This is a genomic window from Micromonospora sp. NPDC004540, from assembly GCF_040610095.1.
In the GTDB taxonomy this organism is placed as follows: Bacteria; Actinomycetota; Actinomycetes; order Mycobacteriales; family Micromonosporaceae; genus Micromonospora.
Window position 1 is genome coordinate 16,001 of the sequence record NZ_JBEXLR010000047.1, and the last position, 19,122, is coordinate 35,122.

The window sequence follows — 19,122 nt, forward strand, 5'->3', positions numbered from 1 at the left end:
GGCCGGGGGCGTCGATCAGAGCGCCCGGGCGAGGGTGACCGCCTCGGTGAGGGTGTCGGCCACCGGGTGGCCGGAGGTGCGCAGCCGGGCGGGGTCGGAGAGGCCGCCGGTGTAGAGGACGCAGCGGGCGCCGACGGAGAGTGCGGCGTCCGCGTCGTCGAGCGAGTCGCCGATGAGCACCACGTGCGGGCCGTCGAGGCCCAGCTCGGCGAGGTGCTTCTCCAGCCACTCCGCCTTCGGGCCGCCGCCGACCGCCGCGCGCAGCCCGTCCACCCGGGTGAAGTGCGGGGTCAGCCCGTAGGTGTGCACCGTGGGGACCAGCTCGTCGTGGAACCACATGGACAGCAGCGACTGGCTGCCCGGCCAGGCGGCGATCGCGGCGGTGGCGTCGGCGGCCAGCGCGCAGCTCGTCAACCCGGCCCGGTACGCCTCGTGGAAGATCCGGTCGAGCCGGCCGAACGCCTCGTCGTCGATCGCCCGGCCGAGCATCTCGGCGTAGTAGTCGGCGATCGGGCGGCGGAACCCGACGCGGTGCTCGTCGGCCGTGACCTCGGGCCCTCCGGCGCTGGCGAAGGCGACGTTGGTGGCGCGTACCACCAGGTCGAGGTCGTCGAGGAGGGTTCCGTTCCAGTCCCACACGAGGTGGCGGCGCGCAGCGGTCATCGCTGCACTGTAAGGGGCGGATCAGAGCTGCGGGGTGGTCAGGTCCCGCAGCAGCCGATCCTCCTCGACCCGCCAGTAGCCGTGCTCCTTGCCGTCGAGCAGCACCACCGGCAGCCGGTCGCCGTACTCCCGCTCCAGCTCGAGGTCGCCCGTCACGTCCTTCTCGACCCAGCGGTCGCCGGTCACCGCCACCACCCGGTCGAGCGCCGCCTTCGCGTCCTCGCAGAGGTGGCAGTCGGGCCGGGTGATCAGGGTGAGCCGGGCGTCACTGGACATCGGATACCTCCGTGCGGATCTCGGTCGGCGGCGCGGGCGCGGGCACCGGGGGCGCCGCCGGGCGGAGCTCGGTCTTGCGTACCTTGCCGATCGCCGAGTGGGGCAGCTGGTCGACGAACTCGACGGCGGACGGGCACTTGAACCGGGCCAGGTTACGCGCGCAGTGGCCGAGCAGCTCCTCCGTCGTCACCGTCGAGCCGGCCGCCCGCACCACGTACGCCCGGACAGTCTCGCCGGTCCGCGGGTGCGGCACCCCCAGGACGGCCGACTCGGCCACCCCGGGATGCGCCTGGAGCACCAACTCCACCTCGTGCGGGTAGACGTTGAAGCCGTTGACCAGGATCAGCTCGCCGAGCCGGTCGACCAGGAAGAGGTCGCCGTCGGAGTCGGCGTACGCCACGTCGCCGGTGGGCCACCAGCCGTCCGGGTCCGGACCGCCGCGCCCGTCCGGCCAGTAGCCGTCGAAGAGGTTGGCGCCGCGCACCACGATCTGCCCCGGGTCGGTGCCCGCCGGGTCGTCGGAGAGGTGCAGCTCGTCGGCGTCCTCCTCGGCCGCCGGCACCCCGTCACGCCACAGCTCCGCGCCGTCCGACCCGACCAGGCGCAGCTCGACGCCGGGCAGCGGGCGGCCGATGGAGCCCGGCTTCGGCTCGCCGCCCACCAGGGTGGAGGTGAGCACCGGTGCGGTCTCGGTGAGCCCGTACCCGACGTGCACCGGGTGCCCGGTCACCTCGGTGAAGCGCGCCCCGACGGCCGGCGGCAGCGGCGCCGCGCCGCACACGGCGACGCGCACCGAGTCCAGCGCCCCGGTGGCGTCGCCCGCCGCGTCGGCCCAGGCCAGGAACATCGACGGTACGCCGACCAGCACGCTGACCCGGTGCCGGGCGATCTCGTCGAGCGCCCCGGTCGGGCCCGGCTCGTCGACCAGCACCCCGGTCGCGCCGTGATGCACCACGGCACCCAACCCGGAGTTCAACCCGTACGCGTGGAAGAGCGGCAGGGCGAGCAGCACGGTGTCGTCGGGGCCGACCACCGGCGGGTCGATCCGGTCGACCTGGGCGTGGTTGGCGGCCAGGGCCCGGTGCGACAGCATGGCGCCCTTGGGCCGGCCCTCGGTGCCGGAGGTGTAGAGCAGGACGGCGAGGTCGTCCCCGCCCCGGGCCGGGAACCCGGCCGCCCCGTCACCGTCGGCGACCGGCGGGGCGGTGTGCACGGCCGTGAGCGCGGGCAGGTCGCCGCCGGCCACCCGGCCCGCCACCTCCGCCGCGCCGACCAGCACGGCGGCCCCGGAGTCGGCGAGCACGTGCCGCAGCTCGCGGGCGGTGAAGCCCGGGTTGACCGGCACCGCCACCAGGCCGGCCCGGAGCGCGGCCAGGTAGGTGACCACGAAGTCCGGGGTGTTGCCGAAGGCGATCGCCACCCGGGACGGGTGGCCGTCCGGAGCGGACGGTGGCGCCGCCGCGGCCAGCGCGCGGGCGGTCGCGGTGACCGCGGCGTCCAGGGCCGACCAGGTCAGCGTCCGGTCGCGCCAGTGCAGCGCGGGACGGTCACCGTGGACGGCGGCCGCCCGGCGGAGCCGGTCGGCGAGGTTCGGCGCGGAGCTGTCGGCTGCGTCCTGCACGGTGGCTGAGTCTCGCACAGCCGGATCCGCCCGGCCACGCCTGAACGCCGGACCGCGCCGCGTGGCGGCCAGCCGCCGCCCACCGGACACGCCGGGCCGCGTCCCCTCCACGGGACTGTCCACCCGGCAAGCGGGATTCTCGAACGTGGGAAGGTGCCCTCCACCGATCGGCGGACGGGATCGTCCGGGCAGCCGGAAACGACCCGGCCGGGCCGCCGCCGCGACACGCCGAGGGCGTAACAAAATTGGCTCCGACCAGGACTTTCCACTCCGGACCAGGTGCCGGCGTGAAAGTCAACCGCACACGACGGACAAGGCGTCCGCCATTTGTGCGACGGGACCGGAAATACTTCCGCTCTGTGTAACGGACTTGCCACGCGCGGGTGACGTTGGCCCTATCATCACTCGGGTCGGCTCACCCCATTTGCCGTGAGTCGACACCCCTCAGCCCGAGGAGGCCCCCGTGCCTGTGAGCGCATTGGACCAGCACCTCAAGGGGACCTGCCGCCCGTCGGCACGTCCCGGAACGGCCGCGCCCGGTCGGGGCGTACCCGGTCCCGCCGCGACGCCGCGGCAACCGGTGCGGCCGCGCCCCGCCTCGATCGGGGAGGTGCGGTGACCACCTTCGGTTACGCGGACCGGCCGGCCGGGGTGACCGGCCCGACCCAGCGAACACCGGTCAACGAGCGCCTGGAGCCCGCGCCACGGGCCGCCGCCGACGGGATGCGCGGTCTCGCGGTGCGTGGCGAGGGGCGGCGGATCCGCAACCGCACGCACCACAACGAGGCGCCGCCGCGCCCGGCGGTGCCCGGCGGCAACGCGAAGCCCGCCGCCGGCCGGCTCGGCGCACCGTCCCGGCCGGCCATGCCCGCCCAGGGCCGGCGCGGCGAGGCCGCGGCGAACAGCGAGCCCTCGGCCGCCGAGACCGCAATCCTGCCCGCGGTGACCACCGGCGACACCGCGGTGCTGCCGGCCGTCCCGGCGACCGCCGCGCCGGCCACCGGCTTCCCGAGCCGCCCCGACCCGTCCGACCCGGCCACCGAGGTCTGGGCGCTGGTCGAGCGGGCCCAGGCCGGCGAGGCCGAGGCGTTCGGCCTGATCTACGACCGGTACGTCGACACCGTCTTCCGGTTCGTCTACTTCCGGGTCGGCAACCGCCAGCTCGCCGAGGACCTCACCTCCGACACGTTCCTCCGGGCGCTCAAGCGGATCGGCAGCTTCACCTGGCAGGGGCGCGACCTGGGCGCCTGGCTGGTCACCATCGCCCGCAACCTGGTCGCCGACCACTTCAAGTCCGGCCGCTACCGGCTGGAGGTGACCACCGGGGACGTGCTCGACGCCGACCGGGAGGACCGGGGGCCCGAGGGCAGCCCGGAGGCCGCGGTCGTCGAGCACATCACCAACGTCGCCCTGCTCACCGCCGTCAAGCAGCTCAACCCGGAGCAGCAGGAGTGCATCGTGCTCCGCTTCCTCCAGGGCTTCTCGGTGGCCGAGACGGCCCGCGCCATGGGCAAGAACGAGGGTGCCATCAAGGCGTTGCAGTACCGGGCGGTCCGGGCCCTGGCCCGGCTGCTGCCCGACGGCTTCCAGCCCTGACCCGGCCCGCCCCACCCACCCGGCGACCCCGGCGGGCGCGGCTGTGCGCACCCGTGACACCCCGTGACCGCGATCACTCTTGGTGATTTCGACACCGACCGGGCCGTAACCGGCGACCGGCGCGAACCGTTTCTCCGGGTGCGACCAGTGGTTGTCCCGGCGTCCCCCGGGCCACCCGGTCCGGTGGGTCAGGTCGGCCGTCCCGGTCGGCCGTCGGCCGCACGCTGCCACCGGTCGCTGGTGACGACGACGGCCAGCGCGGCCGTGACCAGCGAGAGGGGGTGCCCGCGGTGGACAGCGACCTCTTCTCCCGTCGGCGTGCCGAGCGCTTCGCGCAACTCCTCGACGAGGCCAACGGCGGCCGACGGCACCACGCCCGATCCCGTGCCGACGACGAACTCGCCACACTCGTCGCGGTGAGCCGGCGGCTCACCGCCGACCGGCCGGACGTCGAGGTGGACACCGAATTCCGCACCGGGCTGCGGGCGATGCTCGTGGCCACCGCCGAACGTGAGGGCGTCGGCGCCCCGGCGAAGGCCGGCACCGCCACCGGCGTGCGCGGCTCGCTGCTGCCGGCCCTGACCGGGCGACGGGCCCGGGCCCGGGGCGCGATCCTGGTCGGCGTGGCCGCCGGCGCGATCGCCCTCTCCGGCATCTCCGCCGCCAGCGAGAACGCGCTGCCCGGCGACGCCCTCTACGGCATGAAGCGCTCGACCGAGCGCGCCCAGCTCGCCCTGGCCAGCTCCGACATCAGCCGGGGCCAGCTCTTCCTCGACTTCGCCCGGACCCGGCTCGACGAGGCCGCCACGGTCCGCGACGACCGGCTCGGCTTCAGCGCCGTGCTCGACGACATGGACGCCGACACCCGGCAGGGCGTACGCCTGCTGACCACGGTGGCCGCGCAGCGCTCCGACCCGGCGGCGCTGGACGCCGTCGACACGTTCCTCGGCGGCCAGCGCCGGGCGGTCAGCGGGCTGCTCGACCGGCCGGACCACGCCGACCGCGACCGCACCCGCCGCTCGCTCGCCCTGCTCGACGCGGCCGGCCAGCGTGCCGACGCCCTCCGCGAGGCGATCGCCTGCGGGCTGCCGGCCCCGGCGGCCAGCGACGCGCTCGGGCCCGCACCGTCCACCTGCCCCGGCGACCGCTGAACCCGCCCGGACAGCCGTCCACGCCACACTTCTCGCGCCGGACATCCGCCCGTCACACGGTGCCGGATAGGCTCGGTTCGGAGGGCGTACGCGGTTGTCGAGGGGAGATCGTCGTGACCCGGAGCCGGAAGGTGACGGTCAGCACCGACGTCCAGGGGCACACCGCCGGCTGGTCGGAGACCCCGGAGGCGCCCCCGGCCACCGCCACCCCCGATCCGACGGCCGCCGCGTTCTTCGACGTGGACAACACGATGATGCAGGGCGCGTCGATCTACTGGTTCGCCCGCGGGCTGGCCGCCCGGAACTACTTCACCACCGGCGACCTGGCCCGGTTCGCCTGGCAGCAGGCGAAGTTCCGGCTGCTCGCCACCGAGCACGCCGGGGACATGTCGCAGGCCAAGGAGGCGGCGCTCGCCTTCATCGAGGGCTGGCGGGTGGACGACGTGGAGCGCCTCGCCGACGAGATCTTCGACGAGCTGATGGCCCCGCGCATCTTCGCCGGCACCCGCAAGCTGGCCCAGCGCCACCTCGACGCGGGCGAGCGGGTCTGGCTGGTCAGTGCCGCCCCGGTGGAGATCGGCCGGGTGATCGCGACCCGGCTCGGCCTGACCGGGGCGATCGGCACGGTGGCCGAGGTGGTCGACGGGGCGTACACCGGCCGGCTGGTCGGCGACCTCATGCACGGCCCGGCCAAGGCCGAGGCGGTCACCCAGCTCGCCGCCGTGGAGGGGCTGGAGCTGAGCCGCTGCGCGGCCTACAGCGACTCCGCCAACGACCTGCCGATGCTCTCCACGGTGGGGCGACCGGTGGCCGTCAACCCGGATCCGGCGCTGCTCCGGCGGGCCCGCGAGCGGGGCTGGGACGTCCGCGACTTCCGCACCGGCCGCCGCGCCATGAAGATCGCCGTGCCGTCCACGGCCGCCGCCGGGCTGGTCGCCGGCGCGGTCACCGCGGGGCTGGCCCTGCACCGCCGCCGCCAGCGCGTCGACTGACGGGAGCCCCTGCGGTCAGGGGCCGAACGGGTCCGGGCGGCGTTCGAGCAGCCGGTGCAGGGTCTGCTGGATGGTCTCCCGCACCTGGTCGGCGAGGTTGAACACGACCAGCGGATCGTCGGCCGAGTCGCGCAGGTGCGCGGTCGGGATGGGCGGGCAGAACTCGATCAGCCACTTGCTCGGCAGCGGCACCATGCCGAGCGGCCCCAGCCAGGGGAAGGTCGGGGTGACCGGGAAGTAGGGCAGCTTGAGCAGCCGGGCCAGCGGCTTGATGTCGGCGAGCATCGGGTAGATCTCCTCGCCGCCGACGATCGCCACCGGCACGATCGGCGTGCCGGTCCGCAGCGCCGCCGAGACGAAGCCGCCCCGCCCGAAGCGCTGGAGCTTGTAGCGGTCGGCGTAGAGCTTGCCGACGCCCTTGAAACCCTCCGGGAAGACGCCGACCAGTTCGCCGTTGCCGAGCAGCCGTTCCGCGTCGGGGTTGCAGGCCACCGTGCCGCCGGTCTTGCGGGCGATCTCGGAGACCACCGGCATCCGGAAGACCAGGTCGGCGCCGAGCAGCCGCAGGTAGCGGCGCGCCGGGTGCCGGTCGTGCAGCGCGGTGGCGAGCACCAGGGCGTCCAGCGCCACCGTGCCGGAGTGGTTGCCGACCACCAGGCCGGCGCCCTCGGCGGGCACGTGCTCGACGCCGCCGACCTCGGTGCGGAACCAGTCGCGGTAGAGCAGCCGGACCAGCGGGTGGAAGACGGCGTCGGTCAGGTCCGGGTCGAAGCCGAACTCGTCCACCTCGTAGTCGCCGGCCAGCCGCCGCCGCAGGAAGGCCAGCCCCTTGGCGACCTTCCGGTCCCAGTGGTCCCCCGGCCGGTCCGCCACCGCCGGCCCGGGCGGGGTCACGTCGCCCTGCCGCTCCTCGGCCGCCGGCTTCTTCGTCACCGCCTTCTTGGCGACGGCCTTCTTGGCGACGGCCTTCTTGGCGACGGCCTTCTTGGCGACGGCCTTCTTCGCCATGGTCTTCTTCGGGGCGTCGCCCGGCTCGCCCGTCCGCGGGGCCGGCGCCGGCTCGTCGGTGGAGGTGTCCGGCTCGTCGGTGGCCGCCGGCGCCGCCTTCATGGTCGGCTCGGCGGCGGCCGCCGTGGCCCGCCGGTGCCCGTTGCGCCGCGCCGGCTCCGCGTCCGGCCCGGGCACGGCGAGCGGTACGTCGTACCGCGCCTCGCCCCGCTCCTCGCCGGCGCTCACGAGCGCTCCCGCACGGCCGCCCGGACCTGCCGGATGCCCTCCAGCACCAGCTGCTCGGCCGTGGCGAGCTGGTCCCGGGTCACCACCACGCCGCCGTGGTGGGCGCGGATGAAGTCGTCGAAGGCGGCCGCGGTCGAGCGGGGCGTGAAGCCGTACTCGCGCTCCAGTCTGGTGGTGTCCACCACCCGACCGTGCACGAAGAGGTCGACCTGGTCCAGTCCGTAGCGCCCGAAGCCCAGGCTCCGGGCGATCGCGGCGGCCCCGGACAGGCCCGGCTCCAGCACCGGCACGGCCACCCGGCCGGCCCGGCGGATGGCCTGGGACAGCGAGAGCACCCCCGGCCCGGCGACGTTGTAGGTGCCGGCGTGCTCCTCGGCGACCGACCGGTGCAACACCTCGAGGGCGTCGTCGAAGTGGACGAACTGCAACCGCGGATCCCGGCCGAAGACGGTGGGCACCACCGGCTGGGAGAAGTATCGGGTGAGCGTGGTGTCGGCGGTCGAGCCGATGAACGGCGCGAAGCGCAGCACGGTCGCCGTGACGTCGGGGCGACGGCGGCGGAACCCGCGGACGTATCCCTCGATGTCGAGGATGTCGCGGCCGAAACCGCCGCGCGGCACCTCGCGCGGCTCGGTCTCCTCGGTGAAGACGGCCGGGTCCCGGAACGACACCCCGTAGGCGGCGGTCGACGAGCGGACCACGAGCTTGCGAAGCCGGGGCGCTCGCTGGCAGGCGGCGAGGAGCTGCATGGTGCCGATGACGTTCTGTTCCTTCATCGCCGCCCGGCCGCCCTGCTGGGGGTCGGGGGCGGTGACCAGCGCCAGGTGCACCACGGCGTCGACGTCGAGGTCGACCAGGAGGCCGCCGAGCGAGTCGAGGTCGAGGCGGACCCGCTCGACCCCGGACAGCAGGTCGGTGAGCTCCGGGTTGGGGGTGGCCGGGTCGACCCCGATGACGCGGTCGATGCGCGGATCGGCGGCGAGCCGGGCGGCGACGTGGGCGCCGAGATAGCGGCCGACCCCGGTCACGACGACGACCCCCGGAGCACCTGAGGTGCCACCGGGGGTCATGTCGTGCGCCTGTGCCGGCAGGCGGGATCGAGCCGGGACGTCCACGGCCTGATCACCTGAGCCTCCGAGGGTCGACAGTAGGCAAGTGGTGCCGGGTGCCGGGCCGGAGCCCGGCCCGGGTCACTTGCCGAGACGGCGACGCTGGACGCGGGTCTTGCGCAGCAGCTTGCGGTGCTTCTTCTTAGCCATGCGCTTGCGGCGCTTCTTGACCACCGAGCCCATACGACAGCCTTTCGATGCAACGTGCGGGGCGGACCGGGAGACGCCACGGGGGGTGGCGTCGGTGACCGCTTGCGGACAACGGACCGGACCAGCGTGGTGGGCAGGGCACACCAGGGTGCGGTCACGGTCGGGGTCCAGGGTAGCCGGAGTGCGTCAGCAGGACCAACGCGACCCCGTCGATGCCCGTTACGTCGCACTCGCCGGCCTGGCCGGCGACGTGTCAGGCGGTTTCCTGGAAAGCGCCCCGGAGGTATTCGTGCACCGCGTGCTCGGGCACCCGGAACGACCGGCCGACCCGCACCGCGGTCAGCTCACCGCTGTGCACGAGACGGTAGACCGTCATCTTGGACACCCGCATGACCGTCGCCACCTCGGCGACGGTCAGGAACCTGACATCCGACAGTCGAGCGTCGGACTGCGACCCGGCCATGGCTCACCGACCCATTCCCATGCCCGGCGCGTGCCGCCGAGCAGGTTGTTTCCCGCCACGACGAGCGACGCGCGTGTTACCAGTACGGTAGCGGGGCGGCTGTGACCGGCGCGATCCCTTCCTCCGTTTGATCATGGACAGGCCCCGGTTCACTCCCCGTTGAGCTGGTGTTTTTCGCCCGGACGGGTGGCCTGTCCGGTTCACTCGGCGCGCAGCGCCACCACGGGGTCGAGCCGGCCGGCGCGCTGGGCGGGCACCACCCCGAAGACGATGCCCACCGCCGCCGAGACCCCGAAGGCGAGCGCCAACGACCACCAGGTGATCGCCGCCGGGATCGGCGAGACCGCGTCGACCAGCAGCGCGCCGCCCACCCCGAGCGCCATCCCGGTCAGCCCGCCGATCGAGGTGAGCAGCACCGCCTCCAGCAGGAACTGCACGCCGATGTCGCGGGGCCGCGCCCCGACCGCCTTGCGCAGGCCGATCTCGCGGGTCCGCTCGCGTACCGAGACCAGCATGATGTTGGACACGCCGACGCCGCCGACCAGCAGCGAGATGCCCGCGATGGCGGCCAGCACACCGGTGAGCACGCCGAGGATGTCGCCCAGCACGCCGAGGATCTGCTGCTGGGTGACCGCGCTGAACTCGGTGTCCGGGTGCCGGCGGGACAGCTCGGCGACGATCCGCTCGCCGAGCTGGTCGATCTGCTCCCGGTCGGGCGCCTTGACCGCGATGCCGTCGATCCGCTGGGTGCCCCAGAGTCGCTGCGCGGCGGTCACCGGGATGTGCACCTCGTCGTCCCGGTCCACGCCGAGGCTCTGCCCGAGCGGGGTGAAGACGCCGATCACCCGGAACCGGACCCCGGCCAGGGTGACCTGCTGGCCGAGCGGGTCCCGGTCGGGAAAGAGCGCCCGGGCCACGGACGCGCCGAGCACCGCCACCCGGCGGCTGGTGTCCACGTCGGCCCCGGTGAGGTAACGGCCCCGGGCCAGCGTGCGGGTGAAGACCGAAGGGGTGGTCTCCAGCACCCCCTGGACGGTGGTGAAGTCGGACCGGGTACCGGCCCGGGCGGTCGCGCCGGAGGCGATGGTGACGGCCACCCGGCCGGGGTCGCCCACCACCCGGGAGACGGCGTCCACGTCCTTGAGGTCCAGCGGCGAGACCACCGGGGCGGTGCCGACGTCGAGCTTGCCGGGCACCACCAGGAGCAGGTTCGAGCCGAGCCCCTCCACCTGCTGCTCGACCTTCTGCTTGGTGCCGGTGCCGATGGCCACCAGGAGCACCACCGAGGCGACCCCGATGATCACGCCGAGCATGGTCAGCGCGCTGCGCATCCGGTTGGCCCGCAGCGCGTCCAGCGCCACCCGCCAGGCCTCGGCCACCCTCACCCGGCACCCCCGGGCGCGCTCTGCCCCCCGCTGAGCGGAAGGCGTCCGGTGGCTCCGGTGGCGCCACCGAAGCCACCGGACGGGTGCCCCGGACCGCTTCCGGACGCGGACCGGGGCTCCGCGCTGGGAGCGGCGTCCAGTGTCTCAGGTCGACCGTCGCCGCCCGACAGCGGTCGATCATGAACGGTGTCGGACCGGATCAGCCCGTCCCGGACGGCGATCCGCCGGCGGGCCCGGGCCGCGACCTCCGGGTCGTGGGTCACCATGACCAGCGCCACCCCGGACTCGGCGTTCAACCGTTCCAGCAGCTCCAGCACCGCGTCGCCGGTGGCGCTGTCGAGGTTGCCGGTGGGCTCGTCGGCGAGCAGCACCGTCGGGTCGGTGACCAGGGCCCGGGCGATCGCCACCCGCTGCTGCTCGCCCCCGGAGAGCTGGTTGGGGCGGTGGCCCAGCCGGTGCCCCAGCCCGACCCGGCCGAGCATCGCCGCCGCGCGTTCCCGCCGCTGCCGCGCCCCGACGCCCCGGTAGACCAGGGGCAGCGCCACGTTGTCCACCGCGGACGTCCGGGGCAGCAGGTGGAACGCCTGGAAGACGAAGCCGATGGTCTCGTTGCGCAGCGTCGCCAGCTCCGGCGCGGTCAGGGTGGCCACGTCCCGGCCACCGATCACCAGCCGGCCGCCGGTCGGCCGGTCCAGCCCGCCGAGCAGGTGCATCAGGGTGGACTTGCCCGAGCCGGACGGGCCGATCACCGCCACGTACTCGCCCTGGTCGATGGTGAGCGACACCCCGCGCAGCGCGGGCACCGACACCCCGTCCAGCTCGTACGTGCGGGACACGTCGACCGCCTCGATCGCGGCGACGGTCACGGGAGTTCCTGGCCGTCGTGGACCTGGTCGGCGCCGCGCACCACGATCCGGTCGCCGGCGCGCACCCCGCTGACGATCTGCACCAGGTCCTGCCCCTGCACGCCCACGGTCACCGGGACCCGGTCGGCCCTGCCGTCGCGCAGCAGCCAGACCGTGTCCCGCCCGTCGGCGGAGAAGACCGCGGAGGCGGGCACGGCCACCGCGTCGGCCGCCTCGCGGACCCGGAGGTGGACCACGGCGTTCATGCCGGGGCGGGGCGCCGGCGCGGCCTCCCCCTCGCCGAGCCGCCCGGCGCCGAGGGCGAGCCGGACCCGGTAGGTCACCCCGCCCCGGGCCGAGCTGGTCGGCAGCACGTCCACCGAGCGGACCGTGGCGTCGTACGTCGCGCCGGTCACCGCGTCCAGCTCGACCGCGGCGGCCAGCCCGGCCCGGACCAGCAGCACGTCGGTCTCGTCCACCTCGGCGAGCAGGCCGAGCTGCCCGGTGTCCACCACGGTCAGCACCGGCGTGCCGGCGGTCACCCGGCCACCGGCCGGCACCGCGTCGTCCACCCCCGCCGGCGGGCCGCCCTGCCCGCCCGCGCCGAGGGCCGACGGGTCGAGGCCGGGCACCGCGCCCCCGGTCGCGCCGAGCAGCCCGGTGAGATCGGTCGGGGTGGCCGCCCGGGTGCCGCCCGGCTGCACCACCCCGGCGACCGGGGCGCGCAGGGTCAGCGCGTCGACCGTCGCCTTCGCCAGGTCGTACGCCTGCTGGGCCTGGAGGCGCTGCGCGGTCGACAGCGCGCCGACGGCGCTGTTCAGCCCGGCCACCCCGCGCTGCACCGCGCTGACCGCCCGGTCGGCGGCGCGGGCGGCCGACGCGTACTGCTGCTGCGCCGACTCGACCTGGAGGAGCAGCGCGGACCGGAGCTGAGGATCGCCGATCTTCCCGGCGGCCTTGCGGGCGGCGGCGAAAGCCTCATCGGCGGCCCGGTCGGTGTCCCGCCGGCGGCCGCCCAGGTCGCCGGCGCCGACGCCCCGGCCCGCCCGCTTCGCCGCGCGGAGCGCCGCGCGGGCCTGCTTCAGCCGGTCCTGGGCGGACGGGGAGTCGATCACGGCGAGCACCTGGCCGCGGGACACCCGCTGTCCGGGCTGGACGCGCAGGCTGGCCAGGGTGCCGTCGGCGGGGGCGGTGAGGGTGGCGGCGGCCCGGGCGGTGACCGTGGCCGGCGCGTCGATCACCTCGGTGACCGCGGAGCGGCCCACCTGGGCCACGGTGACGGCGGAGGTGTCGTCGCCGCAGGAGGCGGCGGTGGCGCCGGTCAGCGCGACGACGGCGAGCAGGGCGGTGCGGAGGCGACGGCGGCGGGCCGCGGGCAGCCGCGGCGAGGGGGTGCGGGCCACCCGGCCCATGCTACGACCCGTCGACCAGCGTCGACGCCTCAGCCGGCGACCGCACGGAGGTAGGCGACGCAGTCGTCGTGCAGCCCCGACCAGGGCTCGCCGAACACCTCGTCGGCGGCCTCGGCCATCGACCGGCGCTCGTGCACCACGACCCGGAAGAAGTCCAGCACCCGCTGCTCCCCGAACCGGTCGACCAGGTGGCGCACGGCCAGGTAGCCGATGCCGTAGGCGCCGCCGACCCGGTCGTCGGCCGCGTCGTCGGCCGGGGCCAGCGCGTCGAGCCGGCCGTTCCACCCGCCCCGGACGAGCCTGCGCACCTCGGCCAGGCCCTCGTAGCGGGCCACCGGCTGGCCGTCGGAGCCCGCGTACTCGGCCAGCCCCTCCACCAGCCACCAGCTCGACCGGTCCGCGTAGCCCCGGTCGGGCAGCGACGCGGCGTGGGTCAGCTCGTGCCGGAGCAGGTCGTCGACGCCGGTCGGGGTCAAACTCTGCGCGTTGAGCACGACGTCGTGGTGCCCGCCGCCCACGCCGACCGCGTACCCGGCGGTCCACTTCGGCCGGCCGCCGCCGTACCAGCGCTGCCACTCGGCGCGGCCCGCGTAGTAGACCAGGTAGCGGTCCGGCGGGGAGCCGTCCACCGCGTACAGGTCAGCCACCCTGGCGGCGGCCTCGGCCTGGGCGAGCAGGCCGGTCAGCTTGCCCCGCAGCGCCGGCGTGGTGGCGACGACCGCCCGCTTCCCGACCGCCACGGCCAGGTCGCTGACCTCCCAGGGCCGCGCGCCGGCCGGCGTCGCCCGGGACTCCTCGACCGCGGTCAGCCGGGGTTCCGCGTCGCCCGCCACCCGCCACCGGGTGCCCAGCTCGACGCTGCTCGGCGTGCAGCCGGGCACCACGAAGCAGTAGCCGACCGTGACCGTCAGCCGCCATTCCCCTGGCCGCCGGTCCACCGCCGCCGGCACCCCGTCCGCCGCCGGTCGCCACGCGCTGACCCGGAGCGCGCGCAGCGCGGCGTACCGCCGGGTGAGCGCGGGTCGGGCGGCGGGCTCGGCGACGGCGAGGAAGCCGGCCCGGTCACCGTTGAGCAGCGCGGCGGCCTGCCGGTCGAGCTGGGCCGCCATCCGCTCGCGCAGCTGCCGCTCGGCCGCCGTGCCCCGGTCGTCCCGGCCCGCCGCCGGCCGTCCGGCCGCGTCGCGCACCAGCCCCACCAGGAGTACGCCGGGCACGCCGCACGCCACCAGCACGAGGACCAGCCTGACCACGGCCCAGAGCCGCCAGCGCCGCCGCCGGGCCGGAGCCGGCGGGGCGGCGGCCGGCTGCTCGTCGCCGCTCGCCGCCGCGCCGGCGGGCCGCTCGTCACCGTCGGTCACCGGCGAAGGGTACGACCAATCGGGCGATCCGGAAAGAGTCCCCCGTGCGCCGCCCGACCCGAGCCCGCCGCGGTCCCTGTTTCGCCGCCGACAAACCTGATGTCGCAGACGACTCACCCCGCCCGGCCGAGATCTTGGTACGAAGCGGCCCCCATTGGGGCCGAATTCGTCCAAGATCCAGGAATGTCTTGGGTGGCGGGGTCAGATCTTTTCGCCGGAGAGGGTCAGGAGGGTCTTGTCGAGCGCCCAGAGGGCGACCAGCACCGCGCCCGGAACCGGCCGCCCGGCCAGGGCGAGCAGTACGCCGCCGGTGACGAAGCAGGCGGCCTGCACGCCCAGCTTGGCCGGCGCGGGCAGCGCCACGGTGGCCCGGGGCGAGCAGAACAGCCCCCAGACCACGGCGATTGCCAGCGGTGCGCCGAGGCCGGCGAGCAGCCGGACCGGCCAGCCGGCGTCGAGGGTGAGACCCCACCAGCCGGCGGCCGCGAGCAGGGCCAGCTCCAGCAGGAAGATGAGCGTGAGCAGGGCGGCCTTCACCGAGACCTCCAGTTGCGGTACGCGGTGTCCAGCGCGGCCACCATCTCGTCGAAGGAACGGTCGATGTCCCGGGGCAGCCCGAACCCGCCGGCCGCCTCGAGGGTGATGAACCCGTGCACGGCGGCCCGGAACATCCTGGTGGCGTCGACCGCGGCGTCGCCGTCGAGGTCGTATCCGCGCAGGATCGCGTAGATCGCGCCGACGGCCCGCTCGGCGGCGGCCAGGTGCTCGGGGTCGTGGGGGTCCGGCGCCCGCTGGGTGGCCGGGTAGCGGCCGGGGTGCCGGCGGGCGTACTCCCGGAAGGCGGTGGCGGCGGCCCGCAGCGCGTCGCCGCCGGCCCGGCCTGCGACGGCGGTGGTCAGCTCGGTGGCGACCTCCGCGGTGGCCAGCACGGCCAGCTTCTGGTGCAGCGCGTCCACTCCCCTGACGTGCTTGTAGAGGCTGGGCAGCGCGACACCGAGCCGGGCGGCGAGCGCGGCCAGGGTGAGCCGGTCGTGGCCGACCTCGTCGGCGAGCACGGCCGCCTCCCGGACCACGGTCTGCGGGGTCAGGCCGGCCCTAGGCACCGGAGGTCACCGCCAGGAACTCGACCAGGTCGGCGGCGGTCGCATCGGGCTGGTCGGCGTGCGGGTAGTGGCCGGAGTCGGCGATCATGCGGGCCTCGGCGGTGGCGAAGAGCCGGCGGGCGGCCCGGGCCTCGGCGCCCGGGTCCGGGAAGTCCGGGTCCTTCGTGCCCATCAGCACCAGCACCGGCTGCCGCACCTCCCGGGCCCGCTCGCTCCAGTGCGGGTCGACCGGTGCGACCACGCCGCGCACCGCGGCCATCCGGCCGCGCAGCTTGGCGACCATCTCCTTCCGGTACGCGGCGTCGTCGGCCGGCCGCCCGCACGGGAAGAGGGTGCGGTGGAACATGCCGAACAGTCGCGGGCTGCGCAGCACGAGCGCCTGGGCCGCCCGCAGCACCGGGTTCGGCCTGGGCGGGGCGACGAACGGACCGACCTGGACGATGCCGTTGACCAGCGCGGGGGCGTCGGCGGCGGCGAAGACCACGGCGGCGGCGCTGGACGAGCTGCCGACCAGGGTGGCCGGGCCGCCGCCGAGCGCCCGGACCACGGCGAGCAGGTCGCCGCCGACCTCGGCCGGGGCGTAGCCGGGCCAGCGTGGGCTGGAGTCGCCGTGCCCGCGGACGTCGACCGAGGCGACCCGGTAGCCCGCCGCGACCAGCCGGGGCACCAGGTGGCGGAAGCTCGCCCGGTTCTCCCCCATGCCGTGCGAGAGGACCACGAGCGGCCCCTCCCCGTGCACCTCGTACGCGATGGTTCCGCCGTCCCGCGCCACCTGGCTAATCGTCATAGCCATAAAGCTAACCCAATTAGCTTTCGCGGTCAAGGGTTGACCTCAAGTCGAGTGGAGGTCGGAGGATCTTGCACATGCCGCTCTCCGCAGACACCCACGTACGCCTCGCCCGCCCCAGCCGCGACCTGGCCGCCGCCGAACGGTTCTGGGCCGACGGCCTGGGTCTGGACGTGCTCTACCGGGGCGCCGCCGACGGGCCCGGCGAGCACGACCTGGTGATGGTCGGCTGGCCCGGCGCGGGTTGGCACCTGGAACTGGTCGGCGGCGGGCAGCCGGCCGTCGCGCCGCGCCCCACCGAGGAGGACCTGTTCGTGCTCTACCTCGACGGGCCGGTCGACGACGAACTGGCCGACCGACTGGAACGGGCCGGCGGGACCAGGGTCTCCGCCGGCCCGTACTGGGACCGTTGGGGGATGACGTTCGCCGATCCGGACGGCTACCGGCTGGTGCTCTGCACCCGGACCTGGTCGAACGCCTGACTCACTTCTTCGACATCAGCGCGCGGCCGAAGAACATCAGGTTGGCCGGGCGCTCGGCCAGCCGGCGCATCAGGTAGCCGTACCACTGGTCGCCGTAGGGGACGTAGGTGCGCACGGTGTAGCCGTCGCCGACGAGGCGCTTCTGCTCCTCGGGGCGGATGCCGAACAGCATCTGGAACTCGAACCGCTCCGGGCCGCGGTCGAACCAGCGGGCCCGGTCCTCGCCGATGGCGATCAGGCGCGGGTCGTGGGTGGCCAGCATCGGGTAGCCGTCCCCGGACATGAGCACGTTCATGCAGCGCACGTACGACTTGTCCACCTCGGTGGTGGACTGGTACGCCACCGACTCGGGCTCCTTGTACGCGCCCTTGCAGAGCCGCACCCGGGAGCCGGCGCCGGACAGCTCGCGGCAGTCCGACTCGGTCCGCCGCAGGTACGCCTGGAGCACCGCGCCGGTCGACGGGTAGTCCTTGCGCAGCTTGGCCAGGATGTCCAGCGTCGAGTCGGTGGTGGTGTGGTCCTCCATGTCCAGGGTGACCGTGGTGCCCGCCGCATCGGCCGCCGCGCAGATCGCCCGCGCGTTGTCGTACGCGAGCTGCTCGTCGAACATCTGCCCGAGCGCGGAGAGCTTGACGCTGACCTCGGCGGCCGGGGTGAGCCCGGCGGCGCCCAGCAGGCGCAGCAGCTTGAGGTATTCGTCCCGGGTGGCGTTCGCCTGCTCCGGGGTGACGGTGTCCTCGCCGAGGTGGTCGAGGGTGACCGCTTGGCCGTCGGCGACGAGTGCGCGGGTCGCGCGCAGCGCGTCGTCGGTGCCGGCGCCGGCGACGAACCGGCGGACGACGTCCCGCGTGAACGGGGCCGTCGCGACGAGCCGCTCGACCTGGGATGACCGGGAGGCGGCGAGGATGACGGAACGGAGCATGAGCCGAGCGTAACGCCCGGCGGTGGGCCCGCGCCGGGGGGCGGCGGCCAACGTCACGCAGCGTTCCGGCGGGGACCGCGGGGCGGCCCGGCTGGCGGGGATCCGCTACAACGATCACGTGGAACGACGCCCCCGACGCCGGCTCCGGTCGGCCACCGTGCAGCTCGGCGCCCTGACCGCGCTGGCCCTGGCCCTCTCCGGCTGCAACAACGGCTACGACGACGACGATGATGACTGCGCGCTCGGCCCGGCCGGCGGGGGCGGCGACACCGTCGCCGTGGCCCTGCGGCTCCCCGCCCCGGCCGCTGCCCGGGACGTTCCGGCTCCCGTCGCCGCGGCGCTGCCCGAGCGCGGCGGCTTCGGCACCCACCTCGCTTCCTGCGGAGGCTGAGGTGCGGCGCGAGGCCAGCACCCCACGCCCCGACTGGGACGCCACCGTCCGCGCGCAGGGCCTGGTGTACGTCGACACCGAACTGCCCGACGGCGGGATCATGTCGTACTGGGACGAGACCGCCGCGTACGCCTTCGAGCTGGACGAGGTGCTCCGGCTGGAGGAGGCGACGGAGGAGCTGCACCGGATGTCGGTGGCCGCCGCCGAGCACGTCGTGGCCCGCAACCGGTACGCCGAGTTCGGCATCCCGCGGTGGGCCGCCGAGGCGGTCGCCCGGTCGCTGCGGGAGGCCCCGCCGACCCTCTACGGCCGCTTCGACCTCTGGTACGACGGCACCTGGCCGCCGAAGCTGCTGGAGTACAACGCCGACACCCCGACCGCGCTGGTCGAGGCCAGCATCGTGCAGTGGTACTGGCTGGAGCACACCCGACCGGACGCGGACCAGTGGAACAGCCTGCACGAGCGGCTGGTCGGCGCCTGGGCCAAGATCGGCGCCGGCCTGCACGACCCGCGGGTGCACGTGGTGTGGTCCGCCGAGGAGGAGTCGGGCGAGGACCAGATCACCGCCGGCTACCTGGCCGAGACCGCCCGGCAGGCGGGGCTGGACGTCACCCTCCTGCCGATCCAGCGGGTCGGCTGGGACGGGCGGCGCTTCGTCGACGCCGAGGACCGGCCGGTCACCACCTGCTTCAAGCTCTACCCCTGGGAGTGGATGCTCGCCGAGCCGTACGGGCCGCCGGCGCTGGAGCCGGGCACCCCGACCACCTGGATCGAGCCGGCCTGGAAGCTGCTGCTGTCGAACAAGGCGCTGCTGGCGGTGCTCTGGGAGCTCTACCCGGGCCACGAGTACCTGCTGCCCGCATACCTGGACTCGCCGCGCGGGATGACCGAGTACGTGGCGAAGCCGCTGCTCGGCCGGGAGGGCGGCTCGGTACGCATCGTCACCGCGGGCACCGAGTTCACGAACCCGGGGATCTACGGCGACGAGGGCTTCTGTTTCCAGGAGTTCCGCGCGTTGCCCGAGTTCGCGGGCAGCCGGATGGTGCTGGGGAGCTGGGTCGTGGACGGCGAGTCGGCCGGCGCGGGCCTACGGGAGAGCGAGAGCCTCATCACGGACGGTTACGCGCGGTTCCTGCCCCACTACATCGACGCGCCGCGCACCCCGTGAGTCGTCTACCGT

The 19,122-nt window shown here is 75.0% G+C and carries 21 protein-coding genes; 6 read left to right on the forward strand and 15 right to left on the reverse strand.

Annotated features, from left to right (window positions below; translation table 11 throughout):
• Positions 1-15 precede the first annotated feature (15 nt).
• From ABZV78_RS17365 to ABZV78_RS17375, 3 genes are read right to left on the reverse strand one after another with little or no spacing between them, the layout of a single operon-like run.
• A complete protein-coding gene (locus tag ABZV78_RS17365) occupies positions 16-663 on the reverse strand; it encodes an HAD hydrolase-like protein (RefSeq protein ID WP_355639640.1) in 648 nt (215 codons plus the stop codon).
• Positions 664-684: 21 nt separating this feature from the next.
• Positions 685-939: a glutaredoxin family protein gene (locus tag ABZV78_RS17370; RefSeq protein ID WP_355639642.1), complete on the reverse strand. Its 255-nt coding sequence runs from the start codon at positions 937-939 to the stop codon at positions 685-687.
• Positions 929-2,560 carry an AMP-binding protein gene (locus ABZV78_RS17375; protein ID WP_355639644.1) on the reverse strand — a complete coding sequence of 544 codons (1,632 nt, stop codon included), beginning with the start codon at positions 2,558-2,560 and terminating at the stop codon, positions 929-931. Before ABZV78_RS17375 ends, ABZV78_RS17370 begins: the two co-directional genes overlap by 11 nt.
• 615 nt (positions 2,561-3,175) lie before the next feature.
• Between ABZV78_RS17375 and ABZV78_RS17380 the strand changes: the two genes are divergently transcribed.
• The 3 genes from ABZV78_RS17380 (at position 3,176) to ABZV78_RS17390 (ending at position 6,299) form a co-directional block, all read left to right on the forward strand.
• Positions 3,176-4,156, forward strand: coding sequence for an ECF subfamily RNA polymerase sigma factor, BldN family (locus tag ABZV78_RS17380; RefSeq protein ID WP_355639646.1), 981 nt, complete (start codon positions 3,176-3,178; stop codon positions 4,154-4,156).
• Positions 4,157-4,446: 290 nt separating this feature from the next.
• Positions 4,447-5,307, forward strand: coding sequence for a DUF5667 domain-containing protein (locus tag ABZV78_RS17385; RefSeq protein ID WP_355639648.1), 861 nt, complete (start codon positions 4,447-4,449; stop codon positions 5,305-5,307).
• A 113-nt stretch (positions 5,308-5,420) separates the two neighbouring features.
• Positions 5,421-6,299 (forward strand): HAD-IB family hydrolase, encoded by an 879-nt coding sequence (locus tag ABZV78_RS17390; protein ID WP_355639650.1) that lies wholly within the window; start codon positions 5,421-5,423, stop codon positions 6,297-6,299.
• A gap of 15 nt (positions 6,300-6,314) precedes the next feature.
• Here ABZV78_RS17390 and ABZV78_RS17395 read toward each other — a convergent pair whose 3' ends face one another.
• The 11 genes from ABZV78_RS17395 to ABZV78_RS17445 all read right to left on the reverse strand — a co-directional run bounded on the left by ABZV78_RS17395 (position 6,315) and on the right by ABZV78_RS17445 (position 16,147).
• Positions 6,315-7,193 carry a lysophospholipid acyltransferase family protein gene (locus tag ABZV78_RS17395; RefSeq protein ID WP_355639702.1) on the reverse strand — a complete coding sequence of 293 codons (879 nt, stop codon included), beginning with the start codon at positions 7,191-7,193 and terminating at the stop codon, positions 6,315-6,317.
• Between the two features lie 338 nt (positions 7,194-7,531).
• Positions 7,532-8,605 (reverse strand): NAD-dependent epimerase/dehydratase family protein, encoded by a 1,074-nt coding sequence (locus ABZV78_RS17400; RefSeq protein WP_355639652.1) that lies wholly within the window; start codon positions 8,603-8,605, stop codon positions 7,532-7,534.
• Positions 8,606-8,725: 120 nt separating this feature from the next.
• Positions 8,726-8,827, reverse strand: coding sequence for an AURKAIP1/COX24 domain-containing protein (locus tag ABZV78_RS17405; protein WP_007465623.1), 102 nt, complete (start codon positions 8,825-8,827; stop codon positions 8,726-8,728).
• A 220-nt stretch (positions 8,828-9,047) separates the two neighbouring features.
• Positions 9,048-9,257, reverse strand: a complete 210-nt coding sequence (locus tag ABZV78_RS17410) for a helix-turn-helix domain-containing protein (protein ID WP_046564428.1) — start codon at positions 9,255-9,257, stop codon at positions 9,048-9,050.
• Positions 9,258-9,457: 200 nt separating this feature from the next.
• Positions 9,458-10,642, reverse strand: a complete 1,185-nt coding sequence (locus tag ABZV78_RS17415; protein ID WP_355639654.1) for an ABC transporter permease — start codon at positions 10,640-10,642, stop codon at positions 9,458-9,460.
• Positions 10,639-11,508 (reverse strand): ABC transporter ATP-binding protein, encoded by an 870-nt coding sequence (locus ABZV78_RS17420; protein ID WP_355639656.1) that lies wholly within the window; start codon positions 11,506-11,508, stop codon positions 10,639-10,641. The genes ABZV78_RS17415 and ABZV78_RS17420 overlap by 4 nt, the downstream gene beginning before the upstream one ends.
• Complete coding sequence (locus tag ABZV78_RS17425) at positions 11,505-12,899, reverse strand: HlyD family efflux transporter periplasmic adaptor subunit (RefSeq protein ID WP_355639658.1); 1,395 nt, start codon at positions 12,897-12,899, stop codon at positions 11,505-11,507. The genes ABZV78_RS17420 and ABZV78_RS17425 overlap by 4 nt, the downstream gene beginning before the upstream one ends.
• Positions 12,900-12,928: 29 nt before the next feature.
• A complete protein-coding gene (locus ABZV78_RS17430; RefSeq protein ID WP_355639659.1) occupies positions 12,929-14,257 on the reverse strand; it encodes a hypothetical protein in 1,329 nt (442 codons plus the stop codon).
• Positions 14,258-14,458: 201 nt separating this feature from the next.
• The gene (locus ABZV78_RS17435; RefSeq protein ID WP_355639660.1) at positions 14,459-14,794 is read right to left on the reverse strand and encodes a YrdB family protein; all 336 of its coding nucleotides are present in this window, start codon (positions 14,792-14,794) and stop codon (positions 14,459-14,461) included.
• Positions 14,791-15,360 (reverse strand): TetR-like C-terminal domain-containing protein, encoded by a 570-nt coding sequence (locus ABZV78_RS17440; protein ID WP_355639662.1) that lies wholly within the window; start codon positions 15,358-15,360, stop codon positions 14,791-14,793. The genes ABZV78_RS17435 and ABZV78_RS17440 overlap by 4 nt, the downstream gene beginning before the upstream one ends.
• Entirely contained in the window at positions 15,353-16,147 is a 795-nt protein-coding gene (locus tag ABZV78_RS17445) for an alpha/beta hydrolase (protein ID WP_355639664.1), read from the reverse strand. Before ABZV78_RS17445 ends, ABZV78_RS17440 begins: the two co-directional genes overlap by 8 nt.
• Positions 16,148-16,224: 77 nt before the next feature.
• On the opposite strand from ABZV78_RS17445, the gene ABZV78_RS17450 reads away from it, so the two are divergent.
• A complete protein-coding gene (locus ABZV78_RS17450; protein WP_355639666.1) occupies positions 16,225-16,629 on the forward strand; it encodes a VOC family protein in 405 nt (134 codons plus the stop codon).
• Position 16,630: 1 nt separating this feature from the next.
• On the opposite strand, the gene ABZV78_RS17455 is transcribed toward ABZV78_RS17450, so the two are convergent.
• The gene (locus tag ABZV78_RS17455; RefSeq protein ID WP_355639668.1) at positions 16,631-17,551 is read right to left on the reverse strand and encodes a proline dehydrogenase family protein; all 921 of its coding nucleotides are present in this window, start codon (positions 17,549-17,551) and stop codon (positions 16,631-16,633) included.
• A gap of 118 nt (positions 17,552-17,669) precedes the next feature.
• Here ABZV78_RS17455 and ABZV78_RS17460 point away from each other — a divergent pair, with 118 nt between their 5' ends.
• Together ABZV78_RS17460 and ABZV78_RS17465 are read left to right on the forward strand one after the other, a co-directional pair.
• Positions 17,670-17,942: a hypothetical protein gene (locus ABZV78_RS17460; RefSeq protein ID WP_355639670.1), complete on the forward strand. Its 273-nt coding sequence runs from the start codon at positions 17,670-17,672 to the stop codon at positions 17,940-17,942.
• A 1-nt stretch (position 17,943) separates the two neighbouring features.
• Positions 17,944-19,110 carry a glutathionylspermidine synthase family protein gene (locus ABZV78_RS17465; protein ID WP_355639672.1) on the forward strand — a complete coding sequence of 389 codons (1,167 nt, stop codon included), beginning with the start codon at positions 17,944-17,946 and terminating at the stop codon, positions 19,108-19,110.
• The last annotated feature ends 12 nt before the right edge of the window (positions 19,111-19,122 follow it).

Bases quoted from the DNA above. Each gene is read 5' to 3' on its own strand.
- ABZV78_RS17365 (WP_355639640.1), bottom strand. From the start codon at position 663: ATGACCGCTGCGCGCCGCCACCTCGTGTGGGACTGGAACGGAACCCTC.
- ABZV78_RS17370 (WP_355639642.1), bottom strand. From the start codon at position 939: ATGTCCAGTGACGCCCGGCTCACCCTGATCACCCGGCCCGACTGCCAC.
- ABZV78_RS17400 (WP_355639652.1), bottom strand. From the start codon at position 8,605: ATGACCCCCGGTGGCACCTCAGGTGCTCCGGGGGTCGTCGTCGTGACC.
- ABZV78_RS17405 (WP_007465623.1), bottom strand. From the start codon at position 8,827: ATGGGCTCGGTGGTCAAGAAGCGCCGCAAGCGCATGGCTAAGAAGAAG.
- ABZV78_RS17410 (WP_046564428.1), bottom strand. From the start codon at position 9,257: ATGGCCGGGTCGCAGTCCGACGCTCGACTGTCGGATGTCAGGTTCCTG.
- ABZV78_RS17425 (WP_355639658.1), bottom strand. From the start codon at position 12,899: ATGGGCCGGGTGGCCCGCACCCCCTCGCCGCGGCTGCCCGCGGCCCGC.
- ABZV78_RS17445 (WP_355639664.1), bottom strand. From the start codon at position 16,147: ATGACGATTAGCCAGGTGGCGCGGGACGGCGGAACCATCGCGTACGAG.
- ABZV78_RS17450 (WP_355639666.1), top strand. From the start codon at position 16,225: ATGCCGCTCTCCGCAGACACCCACGTACGCCTCGCCCGCCCCAGCCGC.
- ABZV78_RS17455 (WP_355639668.1), bottom strand. From the start codon at position 17,551: ATGCTCCGTTCCGTCATCCTCGCCGCCTCCCGGTCATCCCAGGTCGAG.